The sequence below is a fragment of the Aristaeella hokkaidonensis genome, from assembly GCF_018128945.1.
Classification (GTDB): domain Bacteria; phylum Bacillota; class Clostridia; order Christensenellales; family Aristaeellaceae; genus Aristaeella; species Aristaeella hokkaidonensis.
Map to the genome: position 1 here is coordinate 1,829,604 of NZ_CP068393.1, position 18,404 is coordinate 1,848,007.

Here is an 18,404-nt window from a genome sequence, read left to right on the forward strand (position 1 = left end):
AAATGTCCCGGCAAAAAAACAACGTCGGCATTATAGCATAGCCGCAAAACCGTGTAAAGCCGGGTCAGGGCCTGTCATCAAACCATTCGGCGTCTTCCGGATCCTCATCAAAGGACGCGGCGATGTTTTCCGGATCAAACCGGGGATCAAAGGCCAGGTCCTTCAGCCTTTCCCGGCTGACCACCGTATTGGTTCCCAGGCAGTCATTGCAGCGGTAGCCGCAATCCGGGCAGATACAGCCCAGATGATCGCTTTCCGCCTGGATCATGTAGGTTCCGCATTGCTTACAGCTGCACCGCATACGGATCGTCTCCTTCCCGAATTCAAGGGAAATTATAGCAAACCAGCGGATGATATTCAAGAAATGCAAAAAAATGGGGCCGCACCCGCGGCCCCGGGGTATATTGTACGGTCCGGATCTCAGGGTCATTTTACGGCCTTGTCGCTCTGATCGCTAATCGCGTTTTGATGTGCATGGCTTCTCTCCGGAAATTCCACATGCTGTTTGAGCTTTTTTTGCCGTTCCTGATTGTCCTATCCGGACTTTACAGTCTCATTAAGCTTCCGGCTCCAGCAGACCCAGATCTCCATCCTTTCTCAGATAGAGGACGTTGGTCCGGTCTGTGTCGATATTTACAAAGGCGAAGAAATTATGTCCCAGCAGTTCCATTTCAATTGCGGCGTCTTCCACGCTCATGGGGCGTACCGGGAAGGTCTTCTGCTTAACCACCTTTCTCTCTTTCTCTTCTTCGCCTGAATCCTCTTCAATATACTCCGGCACATCCGGGATTTCTTCTCTCAGGTTCTTGCCCAGCTTCGTCCGGTGTTTCCGGATCTGCCGTTCCATCTTCGCCAGGGCTTTGTCAATGGCGAGGAACAGGTTGTCGTCCGCGGAGGACTCGCTGCGCAGGATGACGTTCTTTCCCATGGGAACGGTGATTTCCACCACCCGGCGGTCGTTCTTCTCCTTTCTCATTCTTACCTGCATCTCTGTCTCCGGCCAGAGATACTTGCCCATGGTTTCCGTCTTCTTCTCGATCCTCTGAGTGATTGCCGGGCTGACCGACATGTTACGTGCCTGTATTGTAAGTTTCATATTTCCGATGGGCTCCTTTCAAATTTGTGATACATGATTCTCACAGAAAGGTTATCCGATCAGATTCCCTCTCTGTGAAAGATCGTGTGCCATCGGCATCACACCCTTTCATTTTGTTTCTGTTTTATTATTTCGACACTCCTTGGCGAATTCCTTCTCTCTTTTGTATTTTTTTTGAGAATTTAAGACCATTTATAACAAAATTTGTATTTACATCTGATGATTCCTATATTCTCCGGGCGTGCAGCCGGCGATTTTCTTGAAGCTGCGGGAGAAATGCGCCACGTCTGAGAAGCCTGCCATTTCCGCAATTTCATGTATCCGGAGCGCCGGATCCGCCAGCAGTTTTTTGGCTTTGGCAATCCGCATACTTCCCAGCAGGTCAAAGAAGCTCTGATCCGTTTCACGATTCAGCAGCTTGGACAGATGCCACTGGCTCACATAAACGTGATCCGCCACCTCTCCCAGGGAAAGATGCTGCTCTGTGCAGTGTTCCTTCATATAGGCCAGCGCCGCCTTGACCAGGTGGTTGCCGGCTTCCTTCACGGATTCGTCATCCGGATCCTCTGGCAGCTGCGGCATGGCGTCCAGCCGGGAAACCATCAGCTTCACGGCTTCCTGCAGTTCATCCAGGTTGCTGGGCTTGAGCAGGTATCGGCACACGCCCAGCGTAATGGCCTTCCGGGCGTATTCAAAATCCCGGTAAGCCGTCAGCACGGACATCTGGATGCCCGGAAACTCGCTGCGGATGGCTGCCAGCATTGTCAGTCCGTCCATGTTCGGCATCCGGATATCCGTCAGCACGATATCCGGCCGGATGCTGCGGATCAGTTCCAGGCCGCTGACGCCGTCATGGGCTGTACCGGCGATTTCACAGCCAAGTTCTGCCCACGGAATCACCGTGGACAGTCCGCGGATAATCAGTCTTTCATCGTCCACAAGGACTACCCGATACATCTCTTCACCTCATTCCCCGAAAGGAGCCAGGCTCATCACCCGGCGCCAGCATTCTTCCGGCGTCATTGTGCCCTCCGCCACCGCGGGGATGCATTCCAGCAGCCAGACTTCCCGGGCCTTGCTGTTCATTGCGTCCTGCAGCGGGCTGACCATCTGCCTTCCCGTCTGCATATCCTTTGCGGAATCCAGCAGCCGTCCGGAAAGGGAGGAGCTTCCCAGTTCCCGGATGCTTTCTTCACTGGTCAGTTCCTTCAGCAGGGCTACCGCCGCGTCCCGCCGCCCGGATTCCCAGGCCCTGCGGGTCAGGTAAAAGCCCATGGATACGCCGCCGAGATAGCAGTCGGATACTCCCTCCCCGTTCCGCAGCGGCATGGGCAGCACCCGCAGGGTATCCATCATCCCGTAGGAGAAGGAGGACTCCAGCCAGCTGCCATCCATCTGCATGGCTGCCTTCTTGGTCAGGAACAGGTTCGTGGACGCGGTCTCGTAGGTGCTCCACGCGTTATCCGCGAAAGCGCCCGCTTCCGCCAGCTCCCGGATCAGGCTCATCGCCTCCAGCCAGGAGGCAGGCACTTCTTCAAAAGTCTTCGGTCTTGCCGCCAGGTCTTCCTTGGAGGCGCAGGCCAGCAGGGACATTTCCGCCAGGTAATGGGGAATGTCCGACAGGGATACAGCAATCGGGATAATATCGTTCTCCCGGAAAATCCGGATGGCTTCCATCAGGGAATCCCAATCCGTCGGCAGCGGAGCGTGATAAAGCTCAAACAGGTCTGTATGCACATACAGACCTTCCCAGTACCCTCTCACCGGCACGGCATAAACCTTCCCGTCCGGTTCCCGCAGGATATCGGCTTCCGGCAGGTTCATATCCGGATAATCCGCGTTGATTTCCTCCAGGGAAACAACCCGGGACAGGATCGGAGCCGAGTCCGCTCCCGCCGCGAAGAAGAAAAGGATATCCGGTTCATTTCCTGCAGCGAAATCCTTGAGGATCGCAGTCTTCCACGCCTCGTCGATGATGGAGGAATTGTCGATTACCGTATTGCCGGTCATCGATTCATAATGCTGCAGAATCGCGACGTATTCATCCGCGGAGCCGTCCAACCCCGCAAAACAGCTGATGGTGCGCAGCGTAACGCCGCCCTCCGCCGTTCCTGTTCCGGCAAGGACTGTCAGCAGCAGCGCCGCCGTAACCGCAATCCATTTCCTGATTCGCATATGCTTTTGCCTCCTTTAGGGAATCTCCCGGGGAATCACGATGCTGACCGTGGTCTGTCCGGGGATGTCCGTATCCACGAGGATCGTCACCGCTTCCCCGTAGATCAGGCGCAGCCTGTTCACGATATTCGCCAGGCCCAGGTGCTTTCCGGTGGGCTGTCCGTGCAGGGCCGCTTCAATCCGCTCCCTGTCCTCTTTGCCCGTCTCCCTGCCTGTATTGATGATTGCGATATGCATGCAGGCATCGTTCAGGGAGCAGCGGATGGTAATCGTTCCGCCGCCCGCCGGGGCAATGCCGTGCTCCACTGCGTTCTCCAGCAGCGGCTGGATTGTCAGCAGCGGCAGGATGCCGTCCAGCGCTTTTTCCTCGATTTCCCGGTTCATCGTCAGGTCCGGGCCGAAGCGCTGTTGGATGAAATAGATATAGGCCTCCGCCACTTCCATCTCTTCCCGCAGGGTTACCAGCCGCCGGTCCTGCCGCGCCATGGTGGCGTTCAGCAGCACGGACAGGGAGGTCACCATGGAGGAGATACTCTCCGATCCTTCCATCCGGGCCTGCCAGTTGATATCTTCCAGGGCGTTGTTGATGAAATGCGGATTGATCCGGCTCTGCAGGGCCAGGATCTGCGCGTTTTTCAGTTCAATTTCTTCTTTATAGGTTTTGTCAATCAGTTCCTTCAGCCGCAGGGACATCTTGGAGAAGGACCGTCCCAGGCGGCCCAGCTCATCCCCGCCGTTCAGGGGAACCGTCACGCCGGGTTCGCCTTCCTCAATACGCCGGCTGGCTGCGGACAGGAGTGTCAGGGGCTTTACGATGCGCCGACTCAGGTAGATGCCGATCAGTACCATGATCGGGATCAGCAGCAGGGCCATCACCAGCAGGAGCAGCCGGAAGGTGTAGATCTCGCTGTACTGTTTCCTTCTGTCCATGGTCAGCTGCAGGTTCAGGCTGTTCTCCCTGTCCGCGGACAGCCGGGTATAATACAGTTTTTCCTTTCCGTCATCTGTCAGTCCCTGTGCCAGGTCCACCCACTGGTTTTCAGGATCTCCGCAGTCATCCAGCTGGAAGGCCACCTGCGCGTCCCAGTCCGCTCCCAGCTCATTCAGCGGCTGGAACAGCTGTGCTTCGTTGATTCCCAGGATCAGCATGCCGAAGCGCTCCATCCGGAGGTTCAGCAGGTTGCGCACCAGGTAGATGCGCTCCCCGAACCGAAAGAAGCGGCAGCGGGTGTCCAGTTGTTCTCCCATGATCTGCACGGTTTCCCGTAGCTTCTCCAGCTCCCCGGATCCGTCCAGCGTTTCGCCCCGGATATACCGGATCATTTCCGGATTGCTCACCGGAAAACAGGCGGCAAAAGACAGCAGGGGCTCCCGGCTGTACTTTCTTTCCAGGTAGCTCCGGCACAGCCGTGTATATTCGGAATTTCCGATACTTCCGTCTTTCCATCTCTGCCAGGTATCCGTCAGTTCACCGTCATAGGTGGCGTCCCTGGCCAGGTTCAGCGTCCGTTCAATATTCTGCTCCGTCATCGTCCACGCCTGTTCGGCGCCGGACGTGACCGCCATCCGGGTCTGGTTCTCCAGCCGTTTCATCATGAAACCGCCCGTAAAAACGCCCAAAAGGACCACGGGCGTCAGATAACTGAGCAGCACGATCAGGCCTATCTGAGCACGCAGCGAATGCCGGATGCTTCCAAACAGGCGCTTTTTCGTTTTCCTGCCCGTATCCTTTCCCATGGTCCTTTCCTTTCCCCGGTTATCCCGGAGAGTTTATTCCTCCCACGGCAGGCCGGTAAAGTCTGCCATCAGTTTTACGGTGCGTTTTGCTTCTTCTTCAGTTTCCGCTTCGGCAAAAATACGTACCCTGGGTTCCGTACCGGAGAAGCGGACAATTACCCAGCCGCCGTCCAGGTAAACCTTGCAGCCGTCCAGGTAGCTGACCTTTTCCACCTTCCGGTTGAAAGCGGGCAGCTCTTTGTCCGTCATAATCTTTTTCGCGATCTCTTCCCGTTTTTCCTCGGTCAGTGCCCAGTCATACTCAGCCGTATGCAGTTCGCCGTACTTGTCATACAGCAGCTGCAGCAGTTCGCTGAGCTTCTTGCCGCTGACGCTGAGCATTTCCACCAGCAGGCTGGCCGCGTACAGGCCGTCCTTACCGGAGATATGTCCCCGGACTGTCAGACCGCCGGAGGATTCTCCGCCGATCAGGGCGTCATGGGCTTCCATGCCCGCGGAAATATGTTTGAATCCGACAGGGACCTCCACACACTCCTGCCCGTGGTCCTCCGCGATCCGGTCCAGCAGGTGGGTGGTGGCGATATTCCGCACCGCCGCGCCCTGCCAGCCTTTGTACTCCAGCAGGTAGTAATACAGCAGTGCCAGGATTTCGTTTGCCGTCACGTACCGGCCGTTTTCGTCAATAATGCCCAGCCGGTCCGCGTCGCCGTCCGTGGCAATACCCACGTCGGCCCTGTGTTCCTTCACGGCATACTGCAGGTCCACCAGCGTGTCCGGGTTCGGCGCCGGCAGGTGACGTCCGAAGAAGGCGTCATGCCGGTCGTTGATCACGTCCACGTCGCAGCGGCAGGTATACAGGATCGTCTGCAGGCCCGTCAGGCTCACGCCGAACATCGGATCCAGCACAATCCGCAGCCTCCGTTTCCGGATCGCGTCCACATTCACCTGGCCGAGGATGGAATCCAGGTAGGCGTCCCGCGGATCGATGATTTTGATGATGCCCGCGGTCTTGGCTTCTTCAAAGCCCATATCCCGGATCTCATCCTCCCGGAGGCTGTTTGCTTCCTCCTGGATTGCTTCCGTTACGTCCTGGGCAGCGTCCCGTCCGCCGAAAGTGAACAGCTTGATACCGTTCCAGATCGCCGGGTTGTGGCTGGCCGTCACCATGGCGCCGTAGGGCAGTTTCTTTTCCTTTACGGTAAACATAATCTGGGGCGTCGGGCAGCTCATATTCACAAAGAACACCTGGATGCCTTCGCCGGCCAGCACTTCGCAGAACCAGATCAGGGCTTCCCGGCTCAGGAAACGCCGGTCATAGCCCACACAGATTCCTTCTTTGTCCGCGCCTTCCCGCTTCATCCTGCGGGCCAGTGCGGCAGCCACCAGGCGGATATTCGCCCGGGTGAATTCGTCGCCGATGATTGCTCTCCAGCCGCCGGTACCGAACTTAATCATGCCGGATCACTCTCCTTTCAGCTCCACGTCGATGAAGTGAATGCCTTCATCGAAGACCGGAATGGTTTCCACAGGCTTGCCGTCCGCCAGGATCCGTCCAATGCCCTTTTCCACATGGGAGGGATTCGTTACCTTGATCCTGTATTCGGCACCGCGCCACTTCCGGACCGCCTCAAAGCCGTCCCAGTGCGCCGGGATGCAGGGATCCACCGTCAGCCCCTCAAATCCGGGCCGGATGCCCAGCATGTAGCGGGTCGCCGCGTAATAAGCCCAGCCGGAGGAACCGGTCATGAAGGGATGCCGTGCCCGGCCGTGGGCTGTGTGATCCTTGCCCATGATGAACTGGCAGTAGCTGTAGGGCTCCGCCTGCCGGATTTCCATCTTGTCGTTCTGGTTTTCCGGCAGCAGCGCGTCGTAGAACTTCATGGCACGGCTGCCCCGGCCCAGCATGCACTCCGCCACCCAGGCCCAGGGGTTCGGATGGCTGAAGATAGCGCCGTTTTCCTTGACGCCCGGATAAACCCGGGTCACAAAGCCGATGCTGTCATCCAGCGTGACGAAGGACGGCGCGTTCAGCATCAGGCCCCAGGGGGTGTACAGCCATTCATCCACCGCGTCCATGCAGCTCAGGCCCTGTTCCCGGTCCGCGGCGCCGCTGATCACAGCCCAGGTATTGCTTTCCATATGGACCTTGCCTTCCACTGCCGCCTGGGAGCCGATCGGCGCCCCGGCTGCCGTGAAGCCGCGCAGGAACCATTTTCCGTCCCACAGCTGCTTCCGGCAGGTCTCTTCCATGTGTGCTTTCAGCGCCGTGTATTTTGCTTCATCTTCCTTGCGTCCCATAGCCCGGGCCGCATCCAGGAAGTGGTTCGTCGCCCACACCAGCAGGAAAGCCACCATTGCGCTTTCGCCGCCGCCCAGGTTCAGGCAGTCGTTCCAGTCCGCCCGCAGGCCCTTGGTTACGCCGTGGCTGCCCACCTGTTCATAGGAGAAATCCAGTGCCGCCTTCATATGATCCCAGACGGTTCCGCTGCCTTCATCGGCAAAGGGAATCTCCTGGTCAAAGAAGCTCAGGTCGCCGCTCTCCCGCACGTTTTCCACAATCGCCGGGATCAGCCACAGGGCGTCGTCCGCGCAGGCGTCCTTCAGCCCGTGCAGCATGCCCTTCTTGTCCGCCTCCGGAATCACCGTGGGAGACTTGAAGCCGTCCGTTTCTTCCTTCTCCAGTACTGCCGGATCAAACAGGTGCAGGCCGTAGCCCTGCTTCATCTGTCCGTGCAGCAGCTGCCGGATGCGCTTCATGCACATATCCGGTTCCGCGTGGGGAATGCACATAGCGTCCTGCGCCGTATCCCGGTATCCCAGGCCGGTGCGTCCGCCCACTTCAATAAAGGAGGAGAACCGGGAGAACAGGACGTTCACTTCGCTCTGGTACAGGTTCCAGATGTTCAGGGAGCGGTTCATGTTTTCATGGGGAACAGTCACCTGCAGGCCGCCCAGCTTGGCGTCCCAGAAGCTGCGCAGTTCCGCGAAGGCTTCATCCGTGCCCGCTTCGTCATAGCGCTTCCTGGCCTTTTCCGCGGCGTCGCCCTTGCCGGTACCCAGGTAGAACAGCACCCGCGCTTCCTCGCCCGGCTTCAGGGTCAGCTTCTTCTGCAGCGCGCCGCAGGGATTGCCGCCCAGTTCATGGGAGGCCGTCAGCTTTCCGGTGTTCACGCCTGCCGGGTTCCGCTCCGTGCAGTAGTTGCCGATGAAGGCTTCCCGCACGCCGTCGTAGCCGTCCGGCACAAAGTTGCCGGCGAAGAACTGCCAGGCGTTGGGCTCATAGTGGAGCTCGCAGAGCACCGCGTCGTTCTCGTAGTGGGAACCGGCGGCATACAGGCTCATCTGGAAGTTCTGGTTGTCCATGTCAATTTCATGGAAGGAGAACTCCACATAGCCGTATACGCTGAGGTTCCGCTCCCGGCTGGAATTGTTCCGGATCCGGACGTCGAAAATCTCTACCGGATCTTCCTTCCCGGCTTCCCGGGGAATAAACAGGATCTGCTCCGCGCTGATATCCTGGTAATCGCACTTGAAGCGGGAATAGCTCAGGCCGTGCCGCGCTTCATATTTCGCTTCATCCAGCGGGAGACCCGTGGGCTGCCAGCTCAGGGACCAGTACTTCCCGCTTTCATCATCACGCAGGTAGACATAGTGTCCCGGCCAGTCCATGGGGACGCCGTTGGGACGGAATCGGGTAATCCGGTGATGCTGCGGGCTGTCCAGCCAGCTGTATCCTCCGGCGTTATGGGATATCACGGTACCCATCCGCTGGGTACCCAGATAGTTTGTCATGGAAACAGGCACGTCGACCCGGTCAATCACGTACTCGCGTGCGGCGTCGTCAAAATATCCGTAACGCATATAGAACCTCCTGCGCTGTATTTTTCATTATAAGCATACCAAATCAAAAGCTCAAGAAGAAGGAACAGGTATGGCATTTTTTGTCTCGGATTGGCATTCTGCTGTCAACCCCTGTCAATGGCAGAAAATCCTGCGGCTTCCGATTATATATATACATACCGTCGTTCCCTGAATCCGTTATTTTTCAATCCTTTGGCCAACAGCGCAACCGGAGTCAAGATTTGACAATAGAGGATAATGACAGAAAATTGTCCTTTTTATAGAATTTAATCACCAGATAAGACAATGAAGGAGGATGAAAGCCCATGACAGCGCTTCAGGCAAAAGACAGGCGTCGCCTCGGGCTCCGCAGCTTCGCCGCCACGAAGAAGACCTTCTGGCTTACCACCATGATGCTGCCCGGCGCCGTCTGGCTACTTCTGATCCGCTACCTGCCCATGTTCGGCATTGTGATTGCCTTTAAGAACTACCGGGCATTCCGTCCCAACACATTCTGGAACAATATCGTCAAGAGTGAATGGGTTGGACTGAAGAACTTTGAGTTCCTGAAATCCCCGGATACGGGCATCATGATCCGCAACACCCTGGGTTACAACCTCCTGTGGATCCTTCTCGGCCTGGTCATTTCAGTAGCCTTCGCGGTCATGATGAGTGAACTGACCACGCGGTTCCTGGCCAAGACGTACCAGACCATGATGTTCTTCCCCTACTTCCTGTCCTGGGTCGTCGCCAGCTACTTCGTCCTGGCGTTCCTGGATCCCACAAGCGGCATGATCCCCTTCATGCAGAAAGCCGCCGGACAGAAAGTGACAAACTTCTATCACGATACCACCTGGTGGCCGTTGATCCTGACCATCTGTAACCTGTGGAAGAACCTGGGATACTCCTCCGTGCTGTACCTGGCCGCCATCACCGGCATCGACACCACCCAGTATGAAGCTGCGGCTGTTGACGGTGCCACCAAATGGCAGCAAATCTGGCACGTGACCCTTCCCGGCATCCGCCCCATGATCGTCATCCTGCTGATCATGAACGTCGGCAAGATCTTCAACGCGGACTTCGGCCTGTTCTACAACGTCCCCCAGAACTCCGGTTCTCTGTATCCGGTCACGCAGGTTGTGGATACCTACGTGTACAGGGCTTACGCCAACACCCATAACCTGGGCATGAGCTCAGCCGCCGGTTTCCTGCAGAGCTTTATCGGCCTGATCTGCATTATCGGTGCCAATTCCCTGGTTCGCAAAATTGACCCCGACAGTTCCCTGTTCTGATTATTGAGGAGGTTCGCCCGATGACAGCTGTTAGTCAATCTGCTAAGAAGAAGATCAAGGCAGGCTCCTTCTCCCTGAATCGCTTCGGCACGGGAACCCAGAGCGTCTTCCACCTGGTGCTGGCAGCATTCTCGCTGATGTGCATTATCCCCTTCATCTTCGTCATCATCATCGCTTTCTCTTCCGAGGAAAGCATTCGTCAGATCGGTTATTCCTTCGCTCCTCTTTCCTGGAGCACCCAAGCCTTCACCTACACCTTCCAGCTGGGGAATGCCCTTTGGAGAAGCTACTTTAACTCCTTCCTGATCACTGCGGTCGGTACACTCCTGAGCGTCTCCATTACAGTGCTGTACGCTTACCCGCTGTTCCGCAGGGACTACAGGTTTCGTAACTTCTTCAACTTCCTCAGCTTCTTCACGATGATCTTCGGAGGCGGTCTGGTACCCACCTTCGTTATCTGCAAGAGCGTTCTGGGGCTCAGCGACAACTACGCCGCCCTGATCGTCCCCATGCTCTTCAGTCCCTTCAATGTCATCATCATGCGGACCTTCCTCCAGACCACCGTCCCGACGGAGCTGATTGAAGCCGCCACCATCGATGGCAGCGGAGAATACTCCACTCTCCTGCGGATCGTACTCCCGGTCGTGAAGCCCGGCATTGCCACCATCGCCCTGCTGGTCTCCCTGGCCTACTGGAATGAATGGTTCCTGTCCCTGCTGTACCTGAACAAGAACATGGAAATCATGCCCCTGCAGTATCTGCTGATGCGGATGCAGCGCAACGCGGACTTCCTGGCCAAGAACTCCTCCATGCTGGGTGCGGATGCTGCCAAAGCCGCGGCACAGCTGCCCTCCCAGTCCCTGAAGATGGCCCTGGTCGTGTTCATCGTAGTCCCGATTGCCTGCGCTTACCCCTTCTTCCAGCGCTACGTGGTCGCTGGTTTGACCATTGGTTCGGTAAAAGGTTAATCGTAATTTAAGGGCACAGCCCTTAAAAATATAGAATATCAGCACCCGGGAAGGTGCTGAAAATAAGGAGGATGACCATGAAAAAGTTCCTGTCTCTCATTCTGACCCTGGCGCTGATCCTGTCCGTGTGCAGCTTTGCCGCCGCTGACGATCTGCCCACCATCACCATCATGTTCCATGGCAGCAACGTTTCCGACGACTCCGCCGTGCTCGAAAAAGTCAACGAGTACATCGCTGACAAAGTCGGCGCGAAACTGGAAGTCATCTGGGGCACCTGGGGCGACTTCGACGAGAAGGCCGTCAACGCCCTGACCTCCGGCGACAAGGATGTTGACATCGTCTTCACCTGCTCCTGGAGCTCTGACGAATACAACAGCTACGCCAAGAAGGGCTACTTCCTGAAGCTGGACGACCTGATCGAGCAGTACGGTGCCGATCTGAAGGCCGCCATTCCGGAAAGCCTGATGCAGGCCGCCACCATCGAAGGTGCTGAAGGCAAGGGCGTTTACGCCGTCAACGGCTTCAAAGACACCGCCACCCAGAACACCTGGGACGTGAACGTCACCCTGCTGACCGAACTGGGCTACACCGTGGACGATCTCATGGCCAAGGGATTCTTCGACTGGGACGAAATCTTCGCTAAGGCCAAGGAAGTCAAAGGCGACAGCTTCTATCCCTTCCTCGTGGAGCCCATGGTTGCCGAGCGTATGGTTACCAACTCCATCATCGTGGCTGGTGACGCCGGTTCCACCAACCTGCTGTCCCTGTACCTGAACCCCGAAGATGTGTCTGCTGACGGCGTCTACGGCAACAAGCTGGTCAACAAGTTCGGCACTCCCGAATACAAGGCCTTCGCTGAGAAGATGCATGCCTACTACGAAGCCGGCTACATCGATCCCGCCCTGTCCGTGGGTGAAACCTCCAACGATTGCCGCACCAACCACCAGAAGGACGCTTCCTACCTGATCGGCACCCAGTCCTACGCCTTCGGCTATGAATACTCTGCCGACGTGCTGGCCCGCGGCGCTGAAATCAAGTTCGTGCCCTGCACCGATCCTTATGTGGACACCACCGCTTCCCAGGGCGCCATGATGGCTATCAACTCCGCTTCCGAGCATCCGGAAGAAGCCTTCAAGTTCCTGGCCCTGCTGAACAGCGACCCGGTTCTCATGACCCTGATGAATTACGGTGTTGAAGGCATCCACTACACCCTGAACGACGAAGGCCTGGTCGTCTTCAATGACGAAGCCCGCGCCACCTACAGCCCCTGGACCAACGGCGTTGGCAACGTCACCATCCTGCCCGACACCGCTTCCGAAGGCAAGGGCTTCCGTAAGTCCTTCCAGGAATACTATGCCGGCGCTAAGGGCATTCCTTCCCTGGGCTTCGTGTTCGACAACAGCCCCGTTGAAAATGAAATGGCTGCCCTGGGCAACGTTGCTGCTCAGTACGCCCTGGCTCTGGACTGCGGCGCTGTCGATCCCGAGACTGAACTGCCCTCCTTCCTGGCCGCTCTGGATGCTGCCGGAATGGAAGCTTACCTGAATGAAGCCAATGCTCAGCTGGAAGCTTACCTCGCCAAGTAACCTCCATACTTTCCTTCGGAACCGCCGGATTTCCGGCGGTTCTCTTTTTATGTGAAAATCCCCTGTTCCGGGTCGGAACAGGGGATTCATGATATTCAGATGAGGCGTTATCCGAGGATAACTTCCACCGCGTGGGTCTTTCCGTCCGCGAAGGCCGGCAGCACATTGCCGCTGATTTCCTTCCCGTCCACGGTGACCTTCTTCACACCGCGGCAGACATGAGACGGATTCTTGATCTCAATGTCGTAGATCGCTCCGCGGAAGCGGCGGCTCACCTTGTAGCCGTCCCAGGTGTGAGGCACGCAGGGATCGATCTTCAGGCCGTCCCAATCAGGCTTGACGCCCAGGATGTAATTGCTGATCACGTAGAAGTTCCAGGCTGCGGTACCGGTCAGCCAGCTGTTCTTGGCCTGGCCGAAGTTCTTCGCGTCCTTGCCGGCGATCATCTGGCTGTAGACATAGGGCTCCAGCTTGTGCAGGTCGGAGATCTCCTCGCGCCAGGCGGGAGCAATCCGGCTGTACAGGTCGAAGGCCCGGTCGCCGTGGCCTACCACGGTCTCTGCCGCGATAATCCAGGGATTGTTGTGGCAGAAAATACCGGCGTTTTCTTTATATCCCGGCGGGTAGGAGCTGACTTCGCCCAGCTCCAGGTGATATTCCTTGTAGGCGGGCTGCAGCAGTACGATGCCGTGCTCTGTCTCCAGGATGTTGTGGACGCTCTCCAGCGCCTTTTCAGCCATGCCGTTCTCCACGCCGACCCCGGCCATTACGCAGTAGCCCTGGGATTCAATGAAGATCTTGCCGTCCTCGCATTCCTTGCTGCCGACCTTGTTGCCCATGGCGTCATAGGCGCGGACAAACCATTCGCCGTCCCAGCCGTCCTTTTCGATGGCGGCGGTCATAGCGTCGATATCCTTCTGATAGGCGTCTGCCTTGTCGTTGTTGCCCTTGCGGCGCTCAATTGCCACCAGTTCCGGTCCGATGGACACGAACATGCCGGCAATCAGCACGGATTCAGCCACCCGCTCATCCGGCGCGTTGGGATTGGAGAAGGTCTGGAAGCTCTCGTCCGGCGTATCGGAATAGCAGTTCAGGTTCAGGCAGTCGTTCCAGTCCGCCCGGCCGATCAGCGGCAGGCCGTGCGGTCCGCGGTTGTTCACCACATGCATGAAGCTGGCTTCCAGGTGCTCCAGCAGCGTGCCGCAGTCATCCGGATTGCAGTCATAGGGCGTCGCGGCGTCCAGGATGCCGAAGTCGCCGGTTTCCTTGATATAGGCAGCGGTACCGGCAATCAGCCACAGCGGGTCATCGTTGAAGCCGCCGCCGATGTCGTTGTTGCCCTTCTTGGTCAGGGGCTGATACTGATGGTAGCAGCCGCCGTCACGGAACTGGGTCGCGGCGATGTCCAGGATACGCTCCCGGGCACGTTCCGGAATCTGGTGCACAAAGCCCAGCAGGTCCTGGCTGGAATCGCGGAAGCCCATACCGCGGCCGATGCCGCTCTCAAACATGGAGGTGGACCGGCTCATGTTGAAGGTCACCATGCACTGATAGGGATTCCAGATGTTGACCATCCGGTTCAGCTTCTCCTCGGAGGAGGTCAGCGTATAGGCGCTCAGCAGGTTGTCCCAGTGGGCCTTCAGCTGGGCAAAGGCCTTGTCAACCTGTTCATCGGAAGACAGGGCGGCCAGCATGGCCTTTGCGGGCTTCTTGTTGATGACGCCCTTCTTTTCCCATTTTTCTTCGACGGGCAGTTCCACATAGCCCAGCACGAAGTTGAATTTCTTTTCCTCACCCTTTTCCAGATGCACTTTGATCTGGTGGGCGGCCATGGGCTGCCAGCCGGAGGCAACGGAGTTGCCCATCTTGCCGGTCAGCACGGCCTGGGGATTTTCAAAGCCGTTGTACATGCCCAGGAAGGTTTCCATATCGGTATCGAAACCGTCAATGGGTGTATTCACCGCGTAGAAGGAATAGTGATTCCGGCGTTCGCGGTACTCGGTCTTGTGGTAGACAACGCCGTCTTCCACTTCCACTTCACCGGTGGAGAAGTTGCGCTGGAAGTTCAGCATGTCGTCCTGCGCGTTCCACAGGCAGAACTCCACGAAGCTGGTCAGGATCACGTCCTTGGCGGCGTCGCTTTCGTTCGTCAGGGTCACCTGGTGCACCTCAGCGTCGTAGCCCATGGGCACGAAGCTCTTCTGGGAGGCCTTCAGGCCGTTCTTTTTACCGGTGATGATGGTGTAACCCATGCCGTGGCGGCAGGAATACTCATCCAGCTCGGTCTTGACGGGCTTCCATCCGGGGTTCCAGACGGTGCCGTTATCATTGATATAGAAATACCGGCCGCCGTTGTCGATCGGCATATTGTTGTACCGGTAGCGGGTAATCCGGCGCAGTCTTGCATCACGATAGAAGCAGTAGCCGCCGGCCGTATTGCTGATGATGCCGAAAAACTTCTCGCAGCCGAGATAGTTAATCCAGGGATACGGAGTCCGCGGCGTATCAATCACATACTCCCGCGCTTTGTCGTCAAAGTGGCCGTATTTCATGGAGCTTTTTCCTCCTGTATAATTGTCCGTCCGAAAACGGTCATTTTTAAGTATAGCACATTCACTTATCCTGTGTAAACGTTTCCTTTGTTTTCTCGAGGTACTCTTCGTAGTTGCACAGGTAGTCAGCAATCGTGCCATCCGGCTTAATCTCAATGATTCTGTCGGCTACAGTGGAGATAAACTGGTGGTCCTGGCTGGTGAAAATCACGTTGCCCGGGAAGTTGATCAGGCCGTTGTTCACCGCGGTGATGGATTCCAGGTCCAGGTGGTTGGTGGGCTGGTCCAGCATCAGGAAGTTCGCGCCGGAAAGCATCATACGGCTCAGCATGCAGCGCACTTTCTCACCGCCGGAGAGGACGTTCACAGGTTTGTACACGTCGTCTCCGCTGAACAGCATTCGGCCCAGGAAGCCGCGCATATAGGTTTCCAGCTGTTCCGGGGAATACTGGGCAAACCACTGCATCATGGTCAGGTCGCAGCCGTCAAAATACTTGCTGTTGTCCTTCGGGAAATAGCTGGTGGAGATGGTCACGCCCCACTTCACCGTACCGCTGTCCGGCTGGATTTCCTCCGCCAGGATGCGGAACAGCGCCGTCTGGGCCTGTTCGTTGCCCACCAGGGCGATCTTCTGGCCCTTGGTCACCAGGAAGGAAACGTCCTTCAGCAGCTGCACGCCGTCCTGCGTATAGTTCAGGTCCGTCACCTGCAGGATGTCCTTGCCCGCTTCCCGGTCAGGGGTGAAAGCAACCCAGGGATAGCGGCGGCTGGAAGCCGGCATCTGTTCGATGGTCAGCTGATCCAGCAGCTTGCGGCGGCTGGTGGCCTGCTTGGCCTTGGACTTGTTGGAGGAGAACCGCTGGATGAAAGCCTGCAGTTCACGGATCTTATCCTCGCGGCGCTTCTTCTGGTCGTTCATCAGGGCCTGCATGATCTTGCTGGATTCGTACCAGAAGTCATAGTTGCCCACGTACAGCTTCACCTGGTTATAGTCGATATCCACAATGTGGGTACACACGTTGTTCAGGAACCACCGGTCATGGCTGACCACGATCAGGGTGCCGGGGAAATCCATCAGGAAATCTTCCAGCCAGGCCACGGAACGGTTGTCCAGGTTGTTGGTCGGTTCGTCCAGCAGCAGGATGTCCGGATTGCCGAACAGCGCCTGCGCCAGCAGCACCTTGAATTTATCGCCTGCCTGCAGCTCGGACATGAGCATCGTATGCTCTTCCGCCGGAATGCCCAGGCCGGTCAGCAGCGTGGCCGCGTCGCTTTCCGCGTTCCAGCCGTCCATCTCGGCAAATTCGCCTTCCAGCTCAGCCGCCTTTTCGCCGTCCGCTTCGCTGAAATCGGGCTTGGCATAGAGGGCGTCCTTTTCCTTCATGATGTCATACAGGCGCTGGTTGCCCATGATAACCGTATCCAGTACCGGATAGGCGTCATACATGAAATGGTCCTGCTTCAGGGTGCTCATGCGCTCTGTGGGCGGAATGGTCACAGAGCCGGTGGTGGGTTCCAGCTCACCGCTCAGGATCCGCAGGAAAGTGGATTTTCCCGCGCCGTTCGCACCGATGATGCCGTAGCAGTTGCCCGGGAGGAACTTCAGGTCCGCGCCGGAAAAAAGCTTCTGTCCGCCGAATGTCAGTGATACATTGCTTACTGTAATCATATTCGTTCATTCTCCTATACTCATACTTCTGTCTTTGTTCTCATTTCCGTGCGGCTGAACTATATATCATTCTGAATTCTTAATTCTGAATTCTGAATTAATCATTCGCCTGCCAGGCGAATTAAGGCGTTCGCGTATATCTTCATGGCCAGCATCAGCCTGTCGATATCCTCGTATTCATCCGCCTGGTGTGCCAGGTCTTCCTCATCCGGGAACAACGCCCCGAAGGCAACGCCCTGCTTCAGCACCTTGGCGTAGGTTCCGCCGCCGGTGGACATGGGCTTTCCTTCCAGTCCCGTTTCTTCCTCATAGGCAGCCAGCAGGCTGGTCACCAGTTCACCCTCTGCCGGCACGTGGTGCGGCGGCTTCTGAACCGCTGCATTCACGTCAAAACCCTTGAGGCTGGCTGCGGCGGCTTCCTTCAGTTTTTTCTGGTCGGCAGTCACCGGGCAGCGCATGTCCAGCGTGCCGTACCAGCTGCCGTTTTCCAGCTTCAGGATCCCCATATTGCAGGTCAGTTCTTCGGACACATCGTCCCTACAGGCACATCCGAGGCTCTTTCCGTCATGCTCAGTGCCTACCGCGTCTGCCAGTACGGCAACCGGGCCTTCAGCGCCCAGCGCTTTCAGCAGCAGGAGCATCATACCGATGGCGTTCCGTTTTCCTTCCGGATAGGCGCTGTGTCCGGGAATACCGGTGGCGGTAATCCATACGCCCTTTCCGGTTACCTCCGCCGTATAGGGCAGGCCCGTCTTTTCCGCGTATGCGCTGACTTTTTCAGCAATGTCCGCCCCGCCTTCAACCAGTGCCCTGCATTCACCGGGAATGACGTTGATCCGGTCTCCGGTGGACAGTTCCAGGATTTTCAGGCCGTCTTTCGCTTCCGGAGCACGCAGTTCCAGGCAGAGCATGCCTTTCTCCGTGTTGATCAGCGGGAAGCTTGCGTCCGGGCTGAATCCCACATCCGGAATCTTTTCATGCGCGCCGTAGTAGGCCATGTCTTCCCAGCCTTCTTCCTCGTCGCAGCCGAGGATCAGGCGGATGCCCTTCTTCAGCGGAATTCCCGCTTCCCTGATCGCCTTCATGGCAAACAGCGATGCCAGTGCCGGACCCTTGTCGTCGTTGGTTCCCCGGCCGTACATCCGGCCATTCTCAATCAGGGCCTCAAACGGCGGTTTCGTCCATCCGTCCCCGACGGGCACCACATCCAGGTGACCCAGCACGGCAATCTTTTCCACGGCGTCGCCCAGCGTCACGTCACAGGCATAGCCGTCAAAATCCCGTACCTCAAAGCCCATCTCCCGGGCGTCCGCCATGGCGGTGTCCAGCATATTCCGGATTTCCCGTCCGAAAGGCGCGCCGGCTTCCGCTTTTCCCCGTATGGAGGGAATCCGTATCCAGCGCTGCAATGTTTCCGTATAAGCGTCCCGATAGCTGTCAATCAGCTCATAAACTCTCTGTTCCATGGTTACTCCTTGTTTTTTACGCA

At 57.2% G+C, this 18,404-nt stretch carries 13 protein-coding genes; 3 read left to right on the forward strand and 10 right to left on the reverse strand.

Annotation, left to right across the window (positions count from 1 at the left end; translation table 11 throughout):
• Positions 1 to 64: 64 nt before the first annotated feature.
• The 7 genes from JYE49_RS08220 to JYE49_RS08250 all read right to left on the reverse strand — a co-directional run bounded on the left by JYE49_RS08220 (position 65) and on the right by JYE49_RS08250 (position 8,869).
• The gene (locus JYE49_RS08220) at positions 65 to 301 is read right to left on the reverse strand and encodes a hypothetical protein (RefSeq protein ID WP_093957159.1); all 237 of its coding nucleotides are present in this window, start codon (positions 299 to 301) and stop codon (positions 65 to 67) included.
• 255 nt (positions 302 to 556) lie between these two features.
• A complete protein-coding gene (gene hpf, locus JYE49_RS08225; RefSeq protein WP_093957158.1) occupies positions 557 to 1,096 on the reverse strand; it encodes a ribosome hibernation-promoting factor, HPF/YfiA family in 540 nt (179 codons plus the stop codon).
• Between the two features lie 210 nt (positions 1,097 to 1,306).
• Complete coding sequence (locus JYE49_RS08230; protein ID WP_093957157.1) at positions 1,307 to 2,053, reverse strand: response regulator transcription factor; 747 nt, start codon at positions 2,051 to 2,053, stop codon at positions 1,307 to 1,309.
• 9 nt (positions 2,054 to 2,062) lie between these two features.
• Complete coding sequence (locus tag JYE49_RS08235; RefSeq protein ID WP_093957156.1) at positions 2,063 to 3,271, reverse strand: ABC transporter substrate-binding protein; 1,209 nt, start codon at positions 3,269 to 3,271, stop codon at positions 2,063 to 2,065.
• Between the two features lie 15 nt (positions 3,272 to 3,286).
• Positions 3,287 to 5,008: a sensor histidine kinase gene (locus JYE49_RS08240; protein ID WP_093957155.1), complete on the reverse strand. Its 1,722-nt coding sequence runs from the start codon at positions 5,006 to 5,008 to the stop codon at positions 3,287 to 3,289.
• Positions 5,009 to 5,041: 33 nt separating this feature from the next.
• Positions 5,042 to 6,463: a phosphoglucomutase/phosphomannomutase family protein gene (locus JYE49_RS08245; RefSeq protein ID WP_093957154.1), complete on the reverse strand. Its 1,422-nt coding sequence runs from the start codon at positions 6,461 to 6,463 to the stop codon at positions 5,042 to 5,044.
• A 6-nt stretch (positions 6,464 to 6,469) separates the two neighbouring features.
• On the reverse strand, positions 6,470 to 8,869 hold the full coding sequence (locus tag JYE49_RS08250; RefSeq protein WP_304582577.1) for a glycoside hydrolase family 94 protein: 2,400 nt from the start codon (positions 8,867 to 8,869) through the stop codon (positions 6,470 to 6,472).
• A gap of 305 nt (positions 8,870 to 9,174) precedes the next feature.
• Here JYE49_RS08250 and JYE49_RS08255 point away from each other — a divergent pair, with 305 nt between their 5' ends.
• From JYE49_RS08255 to JYE49_RS08265, 3 genes are all read left to right on the forward strand, one after another.
• Entirely contained in the window at positions 9,175 to 10,140 is a 966-nt protein-coding gene (locus JYE49_RS08255) for an ABC transporter permease (RefSeq protein WP_093957152.1), read from the forward strand.
• 20 nt (positions 10,141 to 10,160) lie between these two features.
• A complete protein-coding gene (locus JYE49_RS08260) occupies positions 10,161 to 11,108 on the forward strand; it encodes a carbohydrate ABC transporter permease (RefSeq protein ID WP_093957151.1) in 948 nt (315 codons plus the stop codon).
• A gap of 77 nt (positions 11,109 to 11,185) precedes the next feature.
• Positions 11,186 to 12,694 carry an ABC transporter substrate-binding protein gene (locus tag JYE49_RS08265; protein WP_179217308.1) on the forward strand — a complete coding sequence of 503 codons (1,509 nt, stop codon included), beginning with the start codon at positions 11,186 to 11,188 and terminating at the stop codon, positions 12,692 to 12,694.
• A gap of 107 nt (positions 12,695 to 12,801) precedes the next feature.
• On the opposite strand, the gene JYE49_RS08270 is transcribed toward JYE49_RS08265, so the two are convergent.
• The 3 genes from JYE49_RS08270 to pepV all read right to left on the reverse strand — a co-directional run bounded on the left by JYE49_RS08270 (position 12,802) and on the right by pepV (position 18,381).
• Complete coding sequence (locus JYE49_RS08270; protein WP_093957149.1) at positions 12,802 to 15,246, reverse strand: glycoside hydrolase family 94 protein; 2,445 nt, start codon at positions 15,244 to 15,246, stop codon at positions 12,802 to 12,804.
• Positions 15,247 to 15,307: 61 nt separating this feature from the next.
• Entirely contained in the window at positions 15,308 to 16,915 is a 1,608-nt protein-coding gene (locus JYE49_RS08275; protein ID WP_093957148.1) for an ABC-F family ATP-binding cassette domain-containing protein, read from the reverse strand.
• A gap of 101 nt (positions 16,916 to 17,016) precedes the next feature.
• Positions 17,017 to 18,381 (reverse strand): dipeptidase PepV, encoded by a 1,365-nt coding sequence (gene pepV, locus JYE49_RS08280; protein WP_093957147.1) that lies wholly within the window; start codon positions 18,379 to 18,381, stop codon positions 17,017 to 17,019.
• Positions 18,382 to 18,404 lie beyond the last annotated feature (23 nt).